Origin of the sequence: Burkholderia sp. BCC1996, assembly GCF_905339955.1 — a bacterium.
Lineage (GTDB): Bacteria > Pseudomonadota > Gammaproteobacteria > Burkholderiales > Burkholderiaceae > Burkholderia.
The window spans coordinates 231974-252739 of record NZ_CAJPHM010000005.1 but is presented as its reverse complement, the minus strand read 5'-3'; the positions used below and the strand labels follow the sequence as shown (position 1 = coordinate 252739).

At 68.4% G+C, this 20766-nt stretch carries 18 protein-coding genes; 6 read left to right on the top strand and 12 right to left on the bottom strand.

What is annotated here, in order from left to right:
* Position 1: 1 nt before the first annotated feature.
* From U4Z64_RS09280 to U4Z64_RS09250, 7 genes are all read right to left on the bottom strand, one after another.
* Positions 2–496: a hypothetical protein gene (locus U4Z64_RS09280; RefSeq protein ID WP_321819886.1), complete on the bottom strand. Its 495-nt coding sequence runs from the start codon at positions 494–496 to the stop codon at positions 2–4.
* 124 nt (positions 497–620) lie between these two features.
* The gene (locus U4Z64_RS09275; protein WP_044847609.1) at positions 621–830 is read right to left on the bottom strand and encodes a hypothetical protein; all 210 of its coding nucleotides are present in this window, start codon (positions 828–830) and stop codon (positions 621–623) included.
* Between the two features lie 151 nt (positions 831–981).
* Positions 982–2340 carry a type III secretion system inner membrane ring subunit SctD gene (gene sctD / locus U4Z64_RS09270; RefSeq protein ID WP_321819785.1) on the bottom strand — a complete coding sequence of 453 codons (1359 nt, stop codon included), beginning with the start codon at positions 2338–2340 and terminating at the stop codon, positions 982–984.
* Positions 2321–4360 (bottom strand): type III secretion system outer membrane ring subunit SctC, encoded by a 2040-nt coding sequence (sctC, locus tag U4Z64_RS09265; protein ID WP_321819784.1) that lies wholly within the window; start codon positions 4358–4360, stop codon positions 2321–2323. The genes sctD and sctC overlap by 20 nt, the downstream gene beginning before the upstream one ends.
* Entirely contained in the window at positions 4360–4638 is a 279-nt protein-coding gene (sctS, locus tag U4Z64_RS09260) for a type III secretion system export apparatus subunit SctS (protein WP_044847606.1), read from the bottom strand. The genes sctC and sctS overlap by 1 nt, the downstream gene beginning before the upstream one ends.
* On the bottom strand, positions 4635–6848 hold the full coding sequence (gene sctV, locus U4Z64_RS09255) for a type III secretion system export apparatus subunit SctV (protein WP_321798907.1): 2214 nt from the start codon (positions 6846–6848) through the stop codon (positions 4635–4637). The genes sctS and sctV overlap by 4 nt, the downstream gene beginning before the upstream one ends.
* 238 nt (positions 6849–7086) lie before the next feature.
* Positions 7087–7920 (bottom strand): helix-turn-helix transcriptional regulator, encoded by an 834-nt coding sequence (locus U4Z64_RS09250; RefSeq protein WP_044847604.1) that lies wholly within the window; start codon positions 7918–7920, stop codon positions 7087–7089.
* A gap of 280 nt (positions 7921–8200) precedes the next feature.
* Here U4Z64_RS09250 and U4Z64_RS09245 point away from each other — a divergent pair, with 280 nt between their 5' ends.
* Positions 8201–9106 (top strand): helix-turn-helix transcriptional regulator, encoded by a 906-nt coding sequence (locus tag U4Z64_RS09245; protein WP_321798903.1) that lies wholly within the window; start codon positions 8201–8203, stop codon positions 9104–9106.
* Positions 9107–9193: 87 nt separating this feature from the next.
* Here the strand turns inward: U4Z64_RS09245 and U4Z64_RS09240 are convergent, their stop codons facing one another.
* Together U4Z64_RS09240 and U4Z64_RS09235 are read right to left on the bottom strand one after the other, a co-directional pair.
* Positions 9194–10840 carry an Nramp family divalent metal transporter gene (locus U4Z64_RS09240; RefSeq protein ID WP_044847603.1) on the bottom strand — a complete coding sequence of 549 codons (1647 nt, stop codon included), beginning with the start codon at positions 10838–10840 and terminating at the stop codon, positions 9194–9196.
* A gap of 112 nt (positions 10841–10952) precedes the next feature.
* A complete protein-coding gene (locus tag U4Z64_RS09235; RefSeq protein ID WP_193759822.1) occupies positions 10953–11090 on the bottom strand; it encodes a hypothetical protein in 138 nt (45 codons plus the stop codon).
* A 252-nt stretch (positions 11091–11342) separates the two neighbouring features.
* On the opposite strand from U4Z64_RS09235, the gene U4Z64_RS09230 reads away from it, so the two are divergent.
* The 3 genes from U4Z64_RS09230 to U4Z64_RS09220 all read left to right on the top strand — a co-directional run bounded on the left by U4Z64_RS09230 (position 11343) and on the right by U4Z64_RS09220 (position 14032).
* The gene (locus U4Z64_RS09230) at positions 11343–11672 is read left to right on the top strand and encodes a hypothetical protein (protein WP_321819783.1); all 330 of its coding nucleotides are present in this window, start codon (positions 11343–11345) and stop codon (positions 11670–11672) included.
* 487 nt (positions 11673–12159) lie between these two features.
* Complete coding sequence (locus U4Z64_RS09225) at positions 12160–12429, top strand: hypothetical protein (RefSeq protein WP_321819782.1); 270 nt, start codon at positions 12160–12162, stop codon at positions 12427–12429.
* A gap of 112 nt (positions 12430–12541) precedes the next feature.
* The gene (locus tag U4Z64_RS09220) at positions 12542–14032 is read left to right on the top strand and encodes a carbohydrate porin (protein ID WP_321819781.1); all 1491 of its coding nucleotides are present in this window, start codon (positions 12542–12544) and stop codon (positions 14030–14032) included.
* Positions 14033–14121: 89 nt separating this feature from the next.
* On the opposite strand, the gene treA is transcribed toward U4Z64_RS09220, so the two are convergent.
* Together treA and U4Z64_RS09210 are read right to left on the bottom strand one after the other, a co-directional pair.
* A complete protein-coding gene (gene treA / locus U4Z64_RS09215; protein ID WP_321819780.1) occupies positions 14122–15837 on the bottom strand; it encodes an alpha,alpha-trehalase TreA in 1716 nt (571 codons plus the stop codon).
* 179 nt (positions 15838–16016) lie between these two features.
* Positions 16017–16217, bottom strand: a complete 201-nt coding sequence (locus U4Z64_RS09210; RefSeq protein WP_185500302.1) for a hypothetical protein — start codon at positions 16215–16217, stop codon at positions 16017–16019.
* On the opposite strand from U4Z64_RS09210, the gene U4Z64_RS09205 reads away from it, so the two are divergent.
* Both U4Z64_RS09205 and U4Z64_RS09200 read left to right on the top strand, forming a co-directional pair.
* Positions 16168–17556 (top strand): MFS transporter, encoded by a 1389-nt coding sequence (locus U4Z64_RS09205; RefSeq protein ID WP_124485360.1) that lies wholly within the window; start codon positions 16168–16170, stop codon positions 17554–17556. The two genes, U4Z64_RS09210 and U4Z64_RS09205, sit on opposite strands and share 50 nt — an antisense overlap.
* Positions 17557–17902: 346 nt before the next feature.
* Entirely contained in the window at positions 17903–19114 is a 1212-nt protein-coding gene (locus tag U4Z64_RS09200; protein ID WP_321819779.1) for a winged helix-turn-helix domain-containing protein, read from the top strand.
* A gap of 168 nt (positions 19115–19282) precedes the next feature.
* On the opposite strand, the gene U4Z64_RS09195 is transcribed toward U4Z64_RS09200, so the two are convergent.
* Positions 19283–20341, bottom strand: coding sequence for an alpha/beta fold hydrolase (locus U4Z64_RS09195; protein WP_415750563.1), 1059 nt, complete (start codon positions 20339–20341; stop codon positions 19283–19285).
* Positions 20342–20766: the final 425 nt, after the last annotated feature.

The window sequence follows — 20766 nt, the reverse complement described above, 5'->3', positions numbered from 1 at the left end:
GCTACTCCTGGGTCTTCAGCACCGTGTGCGTGAAGCCGTTCGCCGCCTGCGCGACCGACAGGCTCAACTGGTATTCCGAAATCGTGGTGGTCGCGGTCCACTGGAAATCCATCGCCTTCACCATCGTCATCAGCGGATCGCTGCGGTTGTCCGCCATCGACGTCAGCATCTCGGTGCGATGCTTGTCGATGTTCGCGTACCGCGTGTCGAGATCGTTGCCGTAGGTGCGCAACCGCTCGACGAGCGACGAATGGTTCGCCTGCGCGGGTGTCGCGGGCGTCATCTGCACGGCCGGCGCCGCATCGGCCGGCGCACGCGACATCGCGACGCCCGACGCTGACGCCGACGGCGACGCCGCGGCCGGCGCGGCACCCGGCTGCATCAACGCATCGAACTGGCGCACCTGCGCCGGATCGGACGCCGTGCCCGCCTGCTGCACGGCACCCGCGAGCGCGGCCGCGCCCGGGGGTGCCGCGCCTACGCCTGTTACCGACATGATCGTGTCCTCCTTGACCGGCAGCGCCGGGAACGGGCCGGCCGCCACGCGCATACGCCCCGCCGGGCGCCCGTCGCGGGCGGCCCCGGCATCCGGCGTCGCGCGGCACGGCCGGCGACCGGCGTCATGCGCGGCCGGCGGAACTCAGGTGTTGCGCAACCTGGGCGTTCGCCGTCCCTTCCTGCGCGGTCACTGCGTTGCTGGTTTCGAACGTCGCGGTCGACTGCTGGACCTGGAAGTTGATCTTCGTCAGTTCGAGCTGCGTCTTGGTCAGGTCGTCCGCCTGCTGCTGGACCTGTTGTGTGTTGTTGGCACCAGTCGGGGGGGTACTCATGTTTCGCTCCTTTGCATGTACGTCATTGAACTGCTTGCCTGTTCCGGCGGCGGCCCCATGCCCCGCCGGCGACGTGACGCGCCGCATGCACGCGGCGTGTCGCGTAATGCGCGCACCGCGCGACACGCGATGCGCAAGTCCTGTCGCGGCGCTAACGCGCCGCCGCCTTCGATGCGCCGGCCGCGGCAACCGCCGGTACCGCCGGCGCATCCGGCAACAACGCCGGTCCGGGCACCGGCTGCGCGACGCCGGCCGCCGCGCCGCTCGCGAGCGGCGGCACGGGCGGCGCCGATGCCCGCTCGGGCGCGCTCGAGGACGGACCGCCGAGCGGCATCGTGATGCGCTGGCCATTGCGTTCGAACACCACTTCGTCGGGGCCGATCGACACCACGGTCGGCCCTTCCTTCAGCCGCGCGCCTTCGAAATAGCGGCTGCCATCGGCCGTCTCGATGTAGCGCTGGTCGCCGTCGCCCGCGAACACCGTCGTGATCTCCGGAATCCCCGCGACGCCGCCGAGCGTCGTCGCGGTGCGCGGCGCGGCGGCATCGGCGTCGCGCACGTGGTCGACCACCTCGAGCGCCGGGCGCGCGTCCTTCATGTAGTTGCGGATACGCGGCTCGATCTGCGCGCGCTCGGCCGCCCCCGTCAATTCGATCCGGCCGCGGCCGAGATAGGTGACCGTCAGCGCCGTGTCGCTGAAATACGTCTGCGCGGTCGCGACGAGGTCGCTGACCACGTAGAGGTTGCCGAGCGCCGCGTTGTCCACGCCCGCGACGATCTGCGCGACGCGCTCGCGCGCGGCCGGGTCGCTCACGTAGCCCGACACGATCACGCCGTCGTCGCGCGGCGCGACGGCGAGCTCCGGATACGCGTGCAGCAGCTGCTGCAGCCGGTGCGTGCGCGCGAGCACCGACTCGTGCTGCCACGGCAGGCGCCCCGACCATGCGACGAAGCCGTAACCGAGCGCGCCGAGCAGCACGCCGATCCACAGCGCGACGACCGCGATCACGAGCCGCCGGCTGCCGAGACGGCGCAGCCCGCCGGTGAGCCAGCCGAGCCACGCGGCCTCGCGCGCGGCGTCCGGCGCGTCGGCCTCGTCGGGCACCGCGACGCTCGCCTGCGCATGACGCGCGATGCCGAGCTTGATCGAGCCGACCGTCACGACGTCCTGCGGCGTCATCGAGCGGCGGCCCGCGCCGAGCGGCGCGTCGTTGAACAGCACCGGCGCGCCGCCGTCGCCGCCGTGGTTCTGCACCGTCACCGCGAGCGCGCCGACCTGCAGGCATACCTGTTTCGCGCCGATCTCGCGATCGGGCAGGATCACTTCGCAGTCGGCCGCGGTGCCGACCCAGTTCGCGCCGCGCGCGAGCGACATCGTGCGGCCGTACATCGGCCCGCTGAGGAAGCACAGGTTCCACGGCGACGCGAGCGCGGGCGCCCCGGCCGCGGCGCCCGCCGTGCCGCCATGCAATGCGCCGTCGCCGTGCGGGTCAATGATGGTCGTCGACATGGGTGGACGCTCCTGCGGTCGTCGCCACCGGCTGCGCCGCCGAATCCTTCGGCGGCGGCAGCGCGGGCGGGCCGAACTTGGTGCCGGGCAGCGGTGCGGGCGTGAGCGGCACCGCGATGTCGTTGTCCGGCGGGCGATACATCGACGTGCCGTTCGAACCGGCCGGCCCGTCCGCGCCCGGGTTCACCGGCGAGCCGTCCGGCGCGTACATCGACGCGGTCGTCACCACGCGCGGCGTCAGCAGGTAGAACCGCTCCATGTGGTTGCCCGACTTGTCGGTGTACTTGAACAGGTTGCCGATCAGCGGGATGTCCGACAGCCACGGCACGCCGCTCTTGTTCAGCCGCACCTCGTCGTCGTTGAAGCCCGCGATCAGGAGGCTCTTGCCTTCGTCGATCATCGTCTTGGTGACGATGTTGCGCTGCTGGATCACCGGCACGTTCGACACGGCCTGGCCCGGCACGATGTTGCCGTCCTGGATGTCGATCGACATCATCACGCTCTGCGGGTTGCCGGACACGGCGGCCGCATTGCGGATCGCCTCGTCGACGATCATCGGCGTCACCTTGATGCTGGTGCCGGTCGTCACGCTGTACAGCGACGAATCCTGGTAGCCCTGCACCTGCACGTAGAACTGCGTGAGGTTCTCGAGAATGGCCTCGGTGTTGTCGAGCGCGAGAACCTTCGGCTTCGAGCGCAGCTGCGCCTGCCCCTTCTGCGCGAGCGCGTTCACGCGCGTGAGCAGGTAGTTGCGCAGCGAGCCGCCGATCGACGCGGTCAGCGCGATGCCGGTCGGCATGAAGGTGCCGGTCTGCCCCGTCTCCGACGCGCCGACGCCGAACGTCAGCGGCGGATTGCCGGCGCCGTTGTACTGCGTGTTGCCGTTCAGCGGATTCGCGCCGTTGCCGATCTGCACGTCGCCGTGCGTCGTGTGCAGGCGCCAGTCGATCCCGAGACTGTCGAGCGAATCCTCGTTGATGTCGATGATCGTCACGTTGATCTCGACGATGCGCGGCCGCTCGTCGAGCTGGTTGATCAGCGCCTGGTAGCGGTACATGTTCTCCGGCAGGTCGCGCACGATCACCGCGTTGATCGCCGGATCGGCGACGATCTGCGGCAGCGTGTCGCCACCGCCGCCGTTCGAGAACGGCGATACCCCGCCGGCAGCGCCGTCGGCACCGCCATAGCCGGCCTGGCGCGGGCCGCCGGCAATGTCCGGAAAATCGAGCCGCGGCACCGCGATCGTCAGCCCCGAGCCGAGCTTCACCTGGCGCGCGGCCTGCCCGAGCGGCGTGCTCGACGGCAGTTCGCTCGTGCCGCCGCCCTTGCCGAACAGCCGGCGCAGGATCGTCGCGACGCCCGGCACCGTCACTTCCTTGCCCGAGCGGTTGATCGTGAAGTCGGACGCCCAGCCGTACCGGAGCCGGAACGCGCGGATGTCCGCATGCGCGCCGTTCGCCGACGGATCGCCGACCGAGCCGACCGCCTGCCGCACGAGCTCCACGTAACGACGCGGGCCGGCGACGTACACGCTGTTCGCGCGATCGTTGATCACGAGCGTGTAGCGCTTGTCGGGAATCTGCATCGCCTGCAGCGCGCGGCCGATCTCGCCGGCCGCGTTCGGCGGGATCGGGATCATCTGCGTCTGCGACTGGTCGGCCGGGTCGACGTACAGGAACGAGCCGTCGTAGTACCACGTGAGCCCGTAGGTCGAGCAGATCGTGTCGAGCGTCTGCTGCGGCGTGCCCGAGAAGCGGCCGCTGATCACGCCGTCGACCTTCGGGTCGACCACGGCCGTCACGCCCTGCGACGATGCGAGCTCGCGAATGAAGTCGCCGATCTTCTTGCCGTTCGCGACGATCGTGAACGGCTTGTTGCGCCAGCGCAGGTCCGCCGCGCGCGCCGGCTGCGCGACCGTCACGCACAGCGACGCGGCGAGCAGCGCGGTCGCGCACATGGCGAGCGCGGCCCGTTGCAGGCGGCGCGGTTGAAACCGGATCGGGGCGACGCGTCGACGCATCAAGACACTCCTGTGGAAGAAACGAACATGCGTTCCAGCGCCTGCTGCGCGAAGCGCAGCACCTCGCTGCCGAGCCAGCCCGACAGCAGCACGAGCGCGACCATCACGGCGATCAGCCGCACCGCGATGCCGAGGTTGGCGTCCTGCACCTGCGTGACGGCCTGCAGGATCGCGACGACGAGGCCGGTGACGGTGGCGATCAGCACGATCGGCAACGACAGCAGCAGCACCAGCATCAGCGCCTGCCGGGTCAGGTCGAGGATGGTCGAGCTCGTCATTGCACGACTCCCGGCGCACGCACGCCGGCGCCCGCGCCGAGCGTGCCGTCGTCGGGCGGGTTCTTCACCCAGCCGACCGTATGCAGCTGCACGTCCTCCTCGACCTCCTGGTACGACAGCACCGCGAGTTCCGGCAGCACCGGCTGCAAAATCGTCTTCACGTAGCGGCGCGCGCCGAGCGCGACCATCACCGCGAGCCGCGCGGCGCCCGGCGGGTTGCCGTGACCGCCCGCGCCGGCCGGCTGCGCCGCCGTCGCGGCCTGCACGATCGCGCGCACCTGTTCGCCGATGTCCTGCTTGATCGCGCTCGACAGCGCGAGGAAATTGCCCTGCTTCGTGCGCATCACCGCGTTCTCGATCCGCTCCTGCAGGTTCTGCTCGAACAGCACGACGCGCAGCTGCCGCGTCGCGCCCGCATGGCGATCGGTGATCATCCGGCGCAGGTCGACGCGCACCAGCTCGACCAGCGCGATCACGTCGTCCGGCTCGTTCGGCGCCCACGTGATCAGGCTTTCGAAAATCACGCGCAGGTTGCGGATCGGCACCTGCTCGGCCAGCAGCCGGCGCAGCACCTCGGTCACCCGCTGCAGCGGCACGAGCCGCGTCAGTTCGCCGACGAGTTCCGGATGCTCGCGGCGCACCAGGTGCACGAGCGCCTGCGTTTCCTGGATGCCGAGCAGCTCGTCCGCATGCTGGCGCACGATCTGCTCGACGTGCGCGGCGAGCGCGCCTTCGCTCGTCAGCCACTTGCCGTCCGGCGCCGCGCCGTCGGGCTTGATCCACAGCGCGGTCGCGAACGGGCCGAACGCCTCGGCCGGCTGGCGCTCCGCGCGCTCCGGCAGCGGCGCGACGCCGTCCCACAGCAGCCAGCCCGGCTTCAGCGCGCCCTGCGCGGCGAGCACGTCCTGCAGATAGATCCGGTACGTGCCGGCCGCCGCCCCTTCGTCGTCGTTCAGCGTGATGCGTGGAAACACCGTGCCGATGTCCGCGTCGACGCGCGCCTTCGCGCTCGACAGCGCGGTCTGCAGCTGCGCGAGGTTCAGCGTCGTGCGCAGGTCGTCCGACAGCGACACCGCGATCAGCGACGTGACGCCTGCCGCATGCGACACCTTCGCGGGCTGGCCGTCGTCGGTCGCGCCGATGCGACCCGCGATATGAATCAGGTTGAAGCTCGGCGCGGTCGTCTTGCGCTTGAGCTGCGTGAAGGCGAACGCGCCGAGGCCGAGCGCGATCAGCGCGAACGACCATTTCGGAAAACCGGGCACGACGAGGAACCCGGCCAGCACCAGCGCCGCGATCAGCAGCGCGCGCGGATGCGCGCCGAGCTGCTCGCCCAGCTGTTCGCCGAGCTGGCGCTGCCGCGTGTCGCGCGTCGCGACGCGCGTCGTCACGATGCCCGCCGCGATCGACACCAGCAGCGACGGGATCTGCGACGCCATCCCGTCGCCGACCGTCAGGATCGCGTAGCGCTGCAGCGCCTCGCCGATATCCATCCCGTGCATCAGCGTGCCGACCGCGATGCCCGCGACGATGTTGATGAACGCGATCACGAGGCCCGCGATTGCATCGCCCTTCACGAACTTCATCGCGCCGTCCATCGCGCCGTGCATCTGCGATTCCTGTTCGAGCTTCTCGCGGCGCTCGCGCGCTTCGTCGGCGCTGATGATGCCCGCGCGCAGGTCCGCGTCGATGCTCATCTGCTTGCCCGGCATCGCGTCGAGCGAGAAGCGCGCGCCGACTTCGGCGACCCGCTCCGAACCCTTCGCGATCACGATGAACTGCACGACGGCGATCACGAGGAACACCACGCCGCCCACCACGACGTTGTTGCCGACCACGAGCCGGCCGAACGCGTCGATCACGTGGCCCGCGTTCGCGTGCAGCAGGATCAGCTTGCACGACGCGATGTTCAGCGCGAGCCGAAACAGCGTGGTGAACAGCAGCAGCGCGGGAAACGACGAGAAGCTGACCGCCGACGGCACGTAGGTCGATACCGTCAGCAGCACGACGCTCGCGGCGAGGTTCAGCGAGATCATCCCGTCGAGCGCGGCTTGCGGCAGCGGCAGGATGAACAGTGCGACCACCGACACGATGAACGCGGCGAGAAACAAGTCGGCGCGCGGCGATGCCCCGAGACGTCGCCCGGACACGCTGCGGCCGGCGGAAAAGATCCGCTGCCAGTCGCGAGGGAGCGCCTTCGGTTCTGCCATCGTGCCGTCGTCCTGTCGTTGTCGCCGGCGGGCGCGGGCCGTCATGCCCCGCGTCGCGCGGACCGTTGAATGGGACGAGTGTAGCGACGCGCAACCGCGTAAAAAGGGAAGCGCCTCGTAGCGTCGCGGCCGTTTTCCGGTGACGATCGGATCGGACTACGAAACCCGGCGGCGCCTGCGCGCGCGCATCGCCGGAACCGCTTCCATCGCGCGGCTGGCGCCGCGCGGGGAGACAGGGTCAGGACTCCAGACGGCGCGCGGCGAGATACGCGAGCTGCGCGCGGTTCTGCACGTTGAAGAGTTTTTCGAGCGAGCGGATATGGTGACCGACCTTGTGCAGCGACGTGCGCAGCGCGCTCGCGATCTCCTGGTCGGACAGCCCGTGCACGAGCCGGTCGAGCACCTGCTGCTGCTCGTCGCCGAGCGCGAAGCCGCGCATGCGCGCGATGCGCGCCTCGAGAAACGGCAGCGCGACGCGATGCACGGCGAGGCTCACCGACAGCGCGCCGCCGATCACGCGATCGTCGATCCATTCGGTGCCGTGGGCTTCCGACGTCACGTTCACGGCAACGCGCAGGTCGAGCCGCGGCGCCGACAGGCTGAAGATCACGCCGCTGTTCATTGCATGCGCGCGCAGATGGCCGGCCAGCGCGAGCACCTTGCGGTCGCCGCTGCCCTGCGCCGCCGACTCGATCTCGTCGAGCCGCCATGCGACCGGGAAGCCGCTGCTGCGCACCTGCGCGAAACGCGGGTCGCTCTCGTAGAGCATGCCCTCGATATACGGCTGCATGAACGTCGCAGGCGCGAGGTCGCGCAGCAGATGCGCGCACAGGATGCGCCGCCCGATCATCTCGTAGGCGCCGTAGCCGAGCGTGCTGAAACCGATTTGCCGCAAGCGCGCATGGCATTGGGAGAAATCGACGGAAGCGAGGTCGGATTTACCGGGCGCGATTTGAATGCCGGTAAAAACGTCGCGCTCGATTGCATGAATTTCTTTCGAATAAGCGGCAGCGGCCGCGATATCGGCTTGCGAGAACCACTCGACGCGTGGCGCGTCGTCAGCATATGTCATGAGGAGCCCACCCCTTCCCAATATGTGAACCTGCCCCGTCACGATTTGGTCTTTTCTTTATGATTTTCTGGTCGACTCTATACCGGTGCGAATATGAACCTTTCGCCCGAATTAGTATTACGGCATATTACGCGCAGACAGGCATTTTTGTACAATGCCCCCGCGTTTCGTCTGGATGACGATCGGCGCAAATCATAAAGATGCTCGATCGCATCGTCGCGGGCACCGTGCACGACACGGCTGCCGCTGCGCGATGCGCGTCGATTCCGAGGGATGGCTCATGTCCGATATTGCATTGCAAGAAGAAGCGGTCGCCCCAACCTTGCCCCGTCCGCCGCGGCGGACGGTCGCCTGTGCCGACGCGTCGAGAGCGCGCCCGGTGCAGGTCGTCTGGTGCGACGACGTCAAGCGCGACGACATCGCGCAGCCGCACGCGCCGAAGCTCGGCGTCGCCGATACGCTCGCGCACGCGCAGAGCACCGCCGAACGCAACCGGATCGTCACCAGCCTGCTGCACCTGACGGGCTTCTCGACGTTCGCGTATTTCGCGCTCGAATTCTCGCGGGAGCGTGTCGAAAGTCTCTACCTGCACGAGGCGTTCACGCCGCCCACCTATCGCGGCGACTACGTCCGGCACAACCATCACGACATCGATCCGCGCACGCTCGACGCGCGCGTGTGCAACATGCCGATCGTGTGGGACCTGCAGCAGCTGCGCCGCGAACACCGCGAGCGCGACGGCGGCCCGTGCGTGAGCCCGGCCGCGCTCGACGGTTTCCTGCAGACGATGCAGGACGACGGCATGTGCAGCGGCATCATGTATTCGATGGCCGTGCCCGGCACGAGGCTGCACGCGTTCATGAGCTTCACCGCGCCGCGCCGCACGCGCGAGTGGATCACGCCGGCGACGATCGAGCAGGCGCTTTCGATCGGGCTGTCGGTGCACAAGTTCGCGTCGCCGCAACTGATCGCGACGTCGCGCGAACGCGCCGTGAACGGGCTCACGCCGTTCGAGCAGGAACTGCTGCTGGGCATCGCGGAAGGCGCGTCGGACAAGGAGATCGGCCGGCGCCTCGACACCAGCGCGCACAACGTCGACTATCACCTGCGCAAGCTGCGCAAGCGCTTCGGCGTCGCGAACCGGATCCAGCTCACGTACCTGACGTCGAAGCTCGAGCTGATCTGACGCGCGCGCGCTCTGCCCGCGTAAACGCACATGCCGGCCTCGCGGGCCGGCATGTGCGCACACCTGGCGATGACGTCTCGAACGGCGTTACTTCAGCAGCGTCATCTGCACGACCTTGACGATCACGAGACCGACCGCGATCACCAGATAGCCGCGCAGCACGGCCATCCAGACGCGCGTCGCGACCGTCATGTTCTGCGGTTCGAGCGTGTCGAGCGGCGGCATGCGCCAGGTGGCGCGCAGCGCGCGATCGATGCCCGGCTCGACGACGCGCTTGTTGCGGCGGATCAGCACCGTCGCGAGATAGCCGGTGATCGCGAGCACGGTGCCGCCGACCAGCACGTCGATGATCGCTTCGCCGCTGATGTCCGGATACATCACCGACGCGGTCAGGATGATCGACAGCAGCACGAGCACCCAGATCACCGCGCCCGTGAAGATGTTGAGCTTCGTCGAGTTGACCCACGGGCCGAGCACCTGGCGATCGTTGCACAGCACGAGCAGGAACACCGTCGCGCTCGGCAGCAGCACGCCCGCGAGCGTCTGCACCGCTTCGGTCAGCAGGCCGAGCGGGCTGCCCGGGATCAGCACGAGCGCGGCAGCGGCCGCGACGATCCCGAAGTAGACGAGATAGAAGCCCTTCGCATCGGACACGCCGCGATGCAGCGAATGACGGATCTTGAACACGTCGCCGATCGCGTACGCGGTCGACAGCGACACCGCCGCCGCGCCGATGATGCACGCGTCGAGCAGCGCGACCGCGAACAGCGTCGCGCTGGTGCGGCCCGCATACTTCTCGAGGCCCGCGATCACGCCGCCCGCGTCGCTGAAGTTGCCCGCTTCCGAATGGCCGCCGAACAGCGCCGCGCTGAAGCCGATCATCGCGACCGCGCCGATCAGCACGAACGCGATGCCGATCCACAGATCGACCTTCTCGTACTTCATGAAGCGCGGCGTGATGCGCTTGTCGATCACGTAGCTCTGCTGGAAGAACAGCTGCCACGGCGCGACCGTCGTGCCGACGATGCCGATCACGAGCAGCATCACGTCGGACAGCTTCGCGTGCGTGGGCCAGTTCGGCACGAAGAAGTCGCGCGACATCTGCGCCACCGGCGGGTGGATCGACACGAGCACCGGCACGAGCAGCAGGCTCAGCACGCACAGCACGATCGCGAACCGCTCGAAGCGCCTGAAGTCGCCGGTACTCACGGCCGCCATCGTCAGCGCGGCCGCCACGCACACGCCCGCGATCTTCGGGAGCCCGAAGAAAGCCAGCACGAACGTGATGCCGATGAACTCGGTGACGATCGTCAGCGCGTTGAGCAGGAACAGGTCGATCACGCTGAACGCGCCCCAGAACTTGCCGAAACGCTCGAAGATCAGGCGCGCATGGCCGACGCCCGTGACCGCGCCGAGGCGCAGCACCATTTCCTGGTTTACGTACAGCACCGGCACGAGCAGCAGCAGCGTCCACAGCAGCGTCGTCCCGTAGTTCTGGCCGGCCTGCGTATAGGTGCCGAAGGCGCCCGCGTCGTTGTCGCCGACCATCACGATGAGGCCGGGCCCGATGATCGCGAGCAGCGTGCGCAGGCGCGCCCACCACGTGCCGCGCGCGGCGGTGTCGTGATGCGCGATGGTGCCGAGCGCGCCGCGGATGTCGCCCAGGTGGGCTTCGTCGAGCACGGCACTGCGTTCGACGGCGATCGGTGGAGAGACGTTGGATGGCGTGGACATGATGAATTCCGTACGACTGGTTTTTTTCGGTCAAGCGTGTGGTCTTGGAATACGCACGCGTAACGAGCCCGGAGCCCGCGCGCGCATGCCGAGACGCGCTCGGTGTTTCAGTTCAGCAAAGCAGCGATTTCAACCGGTTGAACAAACGGGAAAACACCCGCGGACGGGCGTCGAGCATCGGCATCGCGTCGTAGTGCGGATGCGATCGCGTGACTTGCGGAAGATTCGACAGCAGAAGGCCGAAGTTCATGGTCTGGCTCCTGACGGCAGCGGCATGCATGCCGGCCGCGTGGTGGGTGCGGGGCCAGTCCGGGGCCTGAACGACGTGTCAGGCTAGTTGGCCGGAATGTCCCTGCGACCCGGGTTCAAAAGGGTCTGTTGGTGCAACGGGCATAAGGGACAACTGTCACTGTCGTTCATGGCGGCTCCTGTGCGGTGTTCCGGAGAACACGGTTGGCCGCCGCCCGGCGCGCGGGCCGCCGTTCGGGTGCATGCGAAACGCATGCGCGAACGCGGCCGCGCGCCGGGCGGCGGCGAAACCGGATCGCGCATGCGCAAACGCATCACGCTGACCGGCGCGAATCTGGGTGCACGAGGGGGTTACTGCGAAATACTGCTGCGCGCACCGTTTGCCTGGGGGACAAACGGCGGCTTCGATGAGGCGCGGACGTCGGTCGCTCAGGCGGAAACTTCGTTCGAAGATCGACTACTGCAGGCGTCCAAGGCGGCGGCCCCAAGAGTGAAGATGGCGGATTCTATGGACCGGCCGAAACGGAAGTCAACCCTTTGGAACAGGCTTGACGGAATATTTTTTCGGGTTCATGCGAGCTGAAAGAATCGCGCCCGGAATGACGCGCCGCAACCTTTCAGCGCCTCGACGCGCACGCGCCGCCGATGCGTGCGAGCAACAGTCGCCGCGCGCCGCCGGCGGGCGGTCGCAGCGGGCATCGACCGGCCCGGATGGGGCGGCGCACGCGGTGCGAAATGCGCAACGCCGCCGCCTTTTTTGCTTGCACCGCAGCAAAACTCGCGACTACAATCCGCCCCAATTCATCAAGGGAGTCCCTTCGTGGACGCATGCTCCAGTTGCAGTTCGATGCCGGTCCAGGCCGGCCAAGCCATCGCGAGATAGCAGCCAGGCGCATGTCTTTCGCCGCTAGCTCGCAGTCGTCGGGTTAGCGCGCTTCCTCCCGGGCCGGCATCGCCGGATCGTCCGTGTCGCACGCTCCGTTACGTTCCAACCGCCGAGCGCCGGTCGCGTCATGCACCCGCGCTCGATCACGTCGTCCGGCATGCGCCGGACGGGACGGAGGCACGTCATGTTGTTTCAATCGCTCATGGTCAGACTCAGGCAACTCGCGCGTGTCGTGTCCGACCGCTCGTTCGCTTCGGCCCTTGCACCGCTCGCCCACACGTTCGGCAACTGGCGCGGCAGCGCGCTCGCGCACCTGCCGGCGGCACCGCGCCCGCTTGACTGCGTGCTGGCCGGCGCGATGGCGGCCGCCGTCGCGCTCGTCGCGCTGCTCTGTGCGACCGCGTCGCGCCTCGGCTTCGCGCACGTATGGCGAATCGGCGGCTGGCTGCCGTAACGGGTCGCGCGCGCAACGCGCAGCATGCCCGCGCGCCGCCGCCCGCACCTGCGCCATCGCTTCACGTTTTCACTGCTTCAGCCAAACCAATCACTCGAATCATGGAGCCCGCATGAAAAATCGCTTCGCATCCGCGCCGCGCACAGCGCGCCTCGACGCGCTCGCCGCGCTGTTGCTGTCGCTCGCGGCCGCGCCTGCATTCGCGCAATCGTCGTCACCGGCCAGCGCGGCCGAACCGGCGGCCGGAGCCAGCGACACCGCCGCCGCCCCCGCCCAAGCCGCCGATGCTGCCGCGCCCGCCCCCACCGGTTTCTGGGAACGGTCGAACCTGCTCGGCAACATGGGCGGCCTGCGCGACGTGCTCGGCGATCACGGCGTCACGCTGAACCTGCAGGAAACCAGCGAGTACCTGTACAACGCCGCGGGCGGCACGCAGCGCGGCGGTGCCTACCAGGGCCTCACGCAATTCGGCTTCAACGTCGATACGGAGAAGGCGATCGGCCTGCCGGGCGGCACGTTCAACGTGTCCGGGTTGCAGATCCACGGCACCAACCTCACGCAGCGCTATTTGCAGACGCTGCAGACCGCGACCGGCATCGAGGCGAATTCGACCACGCGGCTGTGGGAGCTCTGGTACCAGCAGGCGTTCCTCGCCGGCAAGGCCGACGTGAAGGTCGGCCAGCAAAGCGTCGACCAGGAATTCATGGTCAGCCAGTACGCGGCGACGTTCATGAACGCGACGTTCGGCTGGCCCGTGCTGCCGGCGACCGACCTGCCGGCCGGCGGTGCTGCCTATCCGCTGTCGTCGCTCGGCGTGCGGCTGCGCGTGAAGCCGGCCGACGCGTGGACCGCGATGGTCGGCGTGTTCGACGGCAACCCGGCCGGCCGCAGCGACGGCGATGCGCAGGCGCTGAACGCGCACGGCACCAACTTCAACCTGCGCAGCGGCGCGTTCGTGATCGGCGAACTCCAGTACGCGCTGAACGCGCCGCCCGCCGACCCGAAGGCACCGCAACCGGCCGGCCTGCCCGGCACGTACAAGCTCGGCTTCTGGTATCAGTCGCAGCACGCGAACGATCCGCGCGTCGGCACCGACGGGCTGTCGCTCGCGGATCCGGCCAGCAACGGGATCCCCGCCACGCATCGCGGTAACTACGGTTTCTATGCGGTCGCGGATCAGATGGTATGGCGGTCGTCGGCGGACAGCCCGCGCTCGGTCGGCGTGTTCGCGCGCGTGATGGGCGCGCCGGGCGATCGCAACGTCGTCGATTTCGCGGCGAATGCGGGCGTGACGCTCAAGGCGCCGTTCAAGGGCCGCGACGACGATACGGCCGGCATCGCGGTCGGCTACGCGAAGATCGGCTCGCATGCGCGTGCGCTCGACGGCGACACCGGCAAACTCGCGACGCCCGGCTATCCGGTGCGGCGCGCGGAAACGGTGATCGAGGCGACCTACCAGTACCAGGTCGCGCCGTGGTGGCAGGTGCAGGCCGACCTGCAGCACTTCTTCCGGCCGGGCGGCGGCATTCCGGACCCGAACGCGGCCGGCGCACGCATCGGCGACGAAACGGTGGTCGGCGTGCGCACGACGATCACGTTCTGACATCCGTGCATGCAAAACGGGCCGGACTGCCGCGCGCGGCGATCCGGCCCGTGCTCGTTCAGGTGCGTGCATGCAACGCACGCGGCCTGTCACTCGCCATACAGCCCGAGCAGTTTCAGCGTGACGCCGTTGGTCCAGCCGAAGCCGTCCTGCAGCGGATATTCGCCACCCCCGCCGCCGCCCGCGCCAGCCCCTTCGACCACGTACTTCTCGACGAGCTTGCCTTCGGTTGCATATACATGCTTCACGTCGGCCAGAAAGCGCGTGCCGATGTCCTTCGCGAGCGCCGGCTCGCCGTAGCGGCGCAGCCCGTCGATCGCGATCCACTGCAGCGGCGCCCAGCCGTTCGGCGCATCCCACTGCTGGCCCGTGTTCGCGGTCGTCGTCGCGAGGCCGCCCGGCTGCAGCAGCGTCTTGCGCACCTCGCGCGCGGTCGCCTTCGCACGCTCGGGCCACGCGACGCCCGCGAACAGCGGATACAGCGCGGCCGCCGTCACGCCGTCGCGCGGCTTGCGCAACTGCCAGTCGTAGTCGCCGTAATAGCCGCGACGGTTCCACAGATAGTGGTTGATCGCGGACGCGCGCCGCGCCGCCCGTCCGGAGAAATCCGCGACGCACGCGAAGTCGCGCGTGACCGCGCAGCCCTTCACGATCGTCGTCTCGAGATGGAACATCAGGCTGTTCAGGTCGACCGGCACGATCGCCGTCGTGCGGATCGTCGCGAGCGTCCGGCCGTCGCCGAACCAGCGCGAGCTGTAGTCCCAGCCGCTCTCGGCACCCGCGCGCAGGTCGCGGTACACCTCGTTCGCGGGGCGATCCGGCACGGCCTTCGCGGTCGTCACGTCCTCGAGATACGACTCGTCGCGCGGCGTGTCGCTCGCGTCCCAGTAGCGGTTCAGCACCGCACCGTCCGGCATCGCGACCACGTTGCGCGCGGCCTGCCCGCGCGGCGTCGACGTTTCGCCCTGCATCCAGTACGCATGCTCCTTGCGCAGCGCCGGCAGGTATTTCTGGTAGACCTTGTCGCCTTCGGCCTGCGCGGCGAGCGTGACCATGTACGCGAAGAACGGCGGCTGCGAGCGGCTCGCGTAGTACGTGCGGTTGCCGTTCGGGATGTGGCCGATCGTGTCGATCAGGTATGCGAAGTTGTCGAGCATGTCGTCGACGAGATCCTCGCGCCCCGACACCTGCAGCCCGAGCATCGTGAAATAGGTATCCCAGTAGTAGCCTTCGCGGAAGCGGCCGCCCGGCACCACATACGGCTTCGGCAACGCGATCAGCGAACTGTACGGCGGCACCGTCGTGCTGGTGCGCGTGAGCTGCGGCCACAGCCAGTCGATGTGCTGGCGCAGCGTCTGGTTCGCGGGCGGCGTGACGCCGCCTTCCGGCGGCGGCGTGAAGTGCTGGTCGACGAACGCCTTCAGCGAGAAGCCCGGCTGCGACTTCTGTTGCTGATACAACTGTACGATCGTCGCCGGATCGGCGTTGGGCGTCGCGTCGACGAAGGTCTTCTGGTCGGGATAGAGTTGCGCCGTCTGCACCGCGACGAACAGGTCGCCGTAGAGCTGGCTCGGCGGCGGCAGCAGCGTGCCGGAAGCCGGCGCCGTGGCGGGCGCGGCGGACTGGCTGGCCGCCTGCATCGCGGCCTGGTTCGCGGCCTGGTTCGCACTGTCGGCCTGCGCGGCGCAGCCGGCAACCGCGAGGTAAGCGACGGCGAGCACGGCGGCCCAGCGCAGACGCGGCGCGGGCACGGATGGATGCGAGGCAGGATGCGATGCGGTCGATGCGGCGCGACGTGACGTCATGACGTGTCCCCTCCTTTCGATGATGAATGGTTCGGCAGGGGTCTCGTTCGCGCGTGCGCTCGTCTCGATGGCCGTCGATCGATGCGCGTCGTTGTCATCCGCGGATGAGTTCCGACTGTCGCACGAAACGCGCATCGCACGCAAGTTTCGCGGCGGCCCCCGCGGGCGCGCGTCATATGTCATGTCATGGACCGCACCGGCAGCGCGGTCGTCTCTTCTTCCACGCGCGCTAACAGGAACGACTGTTGCAACATGCGGAACGAGCGTTGTCTCGCGTGACGCAACGACCACATTGTGGGCATAATGGCGTCTTTACCGCGCGCCCTGCCCATGTCGCCCGTCTTTCTAGCACCGCTCATCGTTGCCTGTGCGTTGTTCATGGAAAGCGTCGACGCGAACATCATCGTCACCGCCCTGCCCGCGATGGCGAGGGACTTCGGGCACAATCCCGTCACACTGAACATTGCGATCACGGCCTACGTGGTCGGCCTCGGCGTGTTCATCCCGATCTGCGGATGGCTCGCCGACCGCTTCAGCGCGCGCTCCGTGTTCCGCACCGCGATCGGCATCTTCGTCGCCGGCTCGCTGATGTGCGCGGCCTCCAACTCGCTCGGCGTGCTCACGTTCGCGCGCTTCGTGCAGGGCGTCGGCGGCGCGATGATGGTGCCGGTCGGCCGGATCATCATCTTCCGCGCGGTGCCGCGCTCCGATCTCGTGCGCGCGATGAACTACCTCGCGATTCCCGCTCTGTTCGGGCCGACGGTCGGGCCGCTCGTCGGCGGCTTCATCACGACCTACCTGCACTGGCGGATGATCTTCTTCATCAACGTGCCGATCGGCATCTACGGGATCTACCTCGCGAGCAAGCACATCGCGAACACGCACGAGGCCGATCCCGGCCCGCTCGACTGGTTCGGCTTCCTGCTGTCGGCGAGCGGCGCCGCGCTGCTGCTGATGGGGCTCACGCTGATCGACGGCGCGCTCACGTCGCGCGGCAACGCGCTCCTGATGTGCGCGGCCGGCGCGGCGATGCTCGCGCTCTACGTGCCGTACGCGCGCCGCAAGGCGCGCCCCGTGCTCGACCTCAGTTTCCTGAAGATCCCGACTTACCACGCGAGCGTGGTCGGCGGGTCGCTGTTCCGCATCGGCCTCGGCGCCGTGCCGTTCCTGCTGCCGCTCGCGCTGCAGGAAGGCCTCGGCATGAGCGCGTTCCACTCCGGGCTGATCACCTGCGCATCGGCACTCGGCGGCGCGGTGAGCCGCTCGACGGCCACCCATACGCTGCGCCGCTTCGGCTTTCGCACGGTGCTGATCTACAACGCCGCGTTCGCCGGGCTCGCGATCGCCGCCTACGGCGTGTTCCATCCGGGCATGGCGACCTGGGCGATCTGGATGATCGTGCTGGTCGGCGGGATCTTCCCCGCGCTGCAGTTCACGAGCCTGAATTCGATGATCTACGCGGATATTTCGCAGGCCGATGCAGGCCGCGCGACGAGCCTCGGCAGTGTCGTGCAGCAGATGTCGCTCGGCCTCGGCGTGACGGTCGCCGGCCTCGTGCTGCACCTGTCGCACTGGCTGCAGGGGCATCAGACGATGGTGTGGTCGGATTTCTGGCCCGCGTTCGTCGTGGTCGGGCTGTGTTCGTTCGCATCGATTCCGATCACGCGGCGGCTGCCGCCCGGCGCCGGCGACGAGGTCGCGCGCGGCAAGCGGCAATGAACGGGCTGGCTGGCGGAAAAAGGCAGGCGGCGGGAAAGCGAAACAACAAAAAAATCAGCGGACATCCACACGGGGCCGGTGCACAGCCGCATGGATGTCCGCTCAGGGCTCCGGGTCTCTCGTTGGGGGTTGAGAATCCCGGATCTGCTTCCTGCGTGCCATGGACATATGTGCGTCGGAAGCCGAATCGTTGCGCGCACATTTCGTCGCGCCATGACTGCACTATAGGGAAAGTCGCGCCGCGCATCTGTCAAGCATTGTCAGACGTGTCGCGCGAAAGCGTCGCACACGTGCGCCGCTTTCGCGCTAAAGTGGTGCCCGACCGCCACCTTCAGCCGCCGCTCCGATGCTCACGCTTTCGCCCGCCGCCGCCCGCGCGCTGCATCTCGCCGCGCAGGGCCTGCTGACCCCGCCCCGCCGCAAGGCCACCAAGGCCGACGTGCTCGACACGATCCGCCGGATGGCGCAGTTACAGATCGATACGATTCATGTCGTCGCGCGCAGTCCGTATCTCGTGCTGTTCAGCCGTCTCGGCGACTTCGCCCCGCAGTGGCTCGACGAGCATCTCGCCGAGGCGCGCCTGTTCGAATACTGGTCGCACGAAGCGTGCTTCCTGCCGGTCGAGCAATTCGGGCTGATGCGCTACAAGATGCTCGATCCGTCGGGGATGGGCTGGAAATACGCGGCCGACTGGCACGCGCAGAACCGCACCGAGATCGAGCGGCTGCTCGCGCGGATTCGCGACGAAGGCCCCGTGCGGTCCGCCGATTTCATCCGCGAAGACGGGGTGAAAGGCAACGGCTGGTGGGACCGCAAGCCCGAGAAAAAACACCTGGAAGTGCTGTTCACGACCGGCCACCTGATGGTGTCCGAGCGCCGCAATTTCCAGCGCATCTACGACGTGCGCGAACGCGTGCTGCCCGACTGGGACGATGCGCGCGACCTGCCGCCGCGCGACGCGGTGCTGCCCGCGCTGCTCGACTACACGTGCCGCGCACTCGGGATCGTGCGCGCGGACTGGGTGGCCGATTACTACCGGCTGCCGCGCCGTTCGTACCGCGCGGAACTCGAGCAGCTCGCGGACGCGGGCGAGCTGATCCCGGTGGAGGTCGCCGACTGGAACGAGCCGGCCTACGTGCATCGCTCGCTCGACGCGCTGCTGCCGGCCGCCGCGGCAGACACGCTGCGCTCGACGGTCACGACGCTGCTGTCGCCGTTCGATCCGGTGGTGTGGGACCGGCGGCGCGCCTCGACGCTGTTCGGGTTCGACTACACGATCGAGTGCTATACGCCCGCGCACAAGCGACGCTACGGCTATTTCTGCCTGCCGGTGCTGCATCGCGGCCGGCTGATCGGGCGCGTCGACGCGAAAGCGCATCGCGCGCTCCGCACGTTCGAGTTGAAGACGGTGCATGTCGAGCCGGGCGTGCGGTTCGGCACGGGGCTCGCGGCCGACGTCGCGAAGGCCGTGAAACGGCTGGCGGCGTGGCATGGCACGCCGGAAGTCACGATCGGGCACGCGCCGCCAGCGCTCGCGAACGCGCTGCTCGGCGGCTGATCTGGCGCGGCGGCGCGACCGCTCGCCCGCCGCCTGCGTGCGCGCCGGCACCGTTGCCGTACCGACGCGCCGACGCATCGACCCATCGACCCATCGACCCATCGACGCACCGACGCATCGAGGCGCCGCCGCGCATGCCCACCGCGCGGTGGGCCTCCGCTGCAACCGCTACCGCTTCGCGGCAATCCAGCGGGCAATGCCCGGCCACACGTCCTTCAGCGTGCGCGATCCCATGAACAGCCCGATATGTCCGCCCGGCACGAGCTGGCGCGTCACCTGCGAGGCGGGCGTCCCCACCAGGTCCTGCGCGGCGAACACCTGCTCCTGCGTCGTGATGTCGTCGGCCGCGCCGGCAAGCAGATAAACGGGGCACGTGATCGCCTTCAGGTCGAGCATCCGCCCGAGCGCGACGAACGTGCCCTTCGCGAGCCGGTTCTCCTTGAAGATCTGCACGATCGCCTGCAGATACCAGCGCCCCGGCAGGTCGATCGGACTTTCGTACCAGTTCGCGAATGCTTCGCGCTTGCGCAGGTAGTCCGCATCGTCGAGGTGTTCGTACAGGTCGACGTGCTCGGCGAGATAGTGCTGGTCGGGATGCATGTTCTTCCAGCCGCGCAGCATGAAACGCCCGCGCATCAGGCCGCCGCCCATCGTCACCAGTTCCTCGTAGAACGACGTCGGATAGATGTGCGCCATCCGCTTGATCGGACCGTCGCCCGCATCCGTGTCGATCGGCGCGCCCGCGAGCACGAGGCTCGCGACCTTGTGCGGAAAGCGCGCCGCATACATCGCGGACATCCACCCGCCCTGGCACAGACCGACGAGATTCACGCGCCCGCCGAGCTCGTCGACGCAGACGTTCAGCTCGGCCAGGTACTGGTCGATCTCAAGGTCCCGCATGTCTTCGGTCGCCGAGCGCCAGTCGGTCAGATACACGCGCGTCACACCGTGCTCGCGCAGCGTCTGCATCAAACTCTGCCCCGGCTGATAGTCGGCGATCATCGCCCGGTGTCCCGCATACGGCGCTTCGACGATCGTCGGCAGCCCGTGCGCCGGCGCGACCGAATAATCGCGGAACGTCATCGTGCGCAGTTCCAGCAGCGCGCGGTTCGGCGACGCCAGCGCCGGATGCGGTTCGCAATGCAGCTTCTCCTCTTCCGCGACGAAACGCAGGTTGCGCGCGGTGAGTGCCGAGCCGAGCCGGACCATCGCGGCGGCGGCGGCCATCGGCCAGAAGATCGGCAACGCCGGCGCGCTGGCGGACGTCGCGGAAGGCGGGATGGTATCGGTATCGCTCGAATTCATTGAATTCCTGGCTACTGGGAACATGAAGGGGAAAGCCGTACGCGGGCTGCGCGACGATCGTCCGCGCTACACCCGCGGCGAATCGCACGTCACGCGCGCGGCCGTGACGTATGCGTGACGTTTGCGTCTTTCGATGCGTTCGCAACGATCTTCCGATGCGGACGGCAATCGGTCATCGAACGCCCGGTGCGACGATCGGCGAAACCATTCTGGTCCGTAACCGGAAGCGATCGCTTGATCGCGGTCAAACGTTTCAGGTGAAATCCCGATAGCATGAAATCGCGCGATGACAGTTCGATGGCCGCGGCGCGATATCCGCCGACCTCGCTGCCGCACTCGCGGCCGAC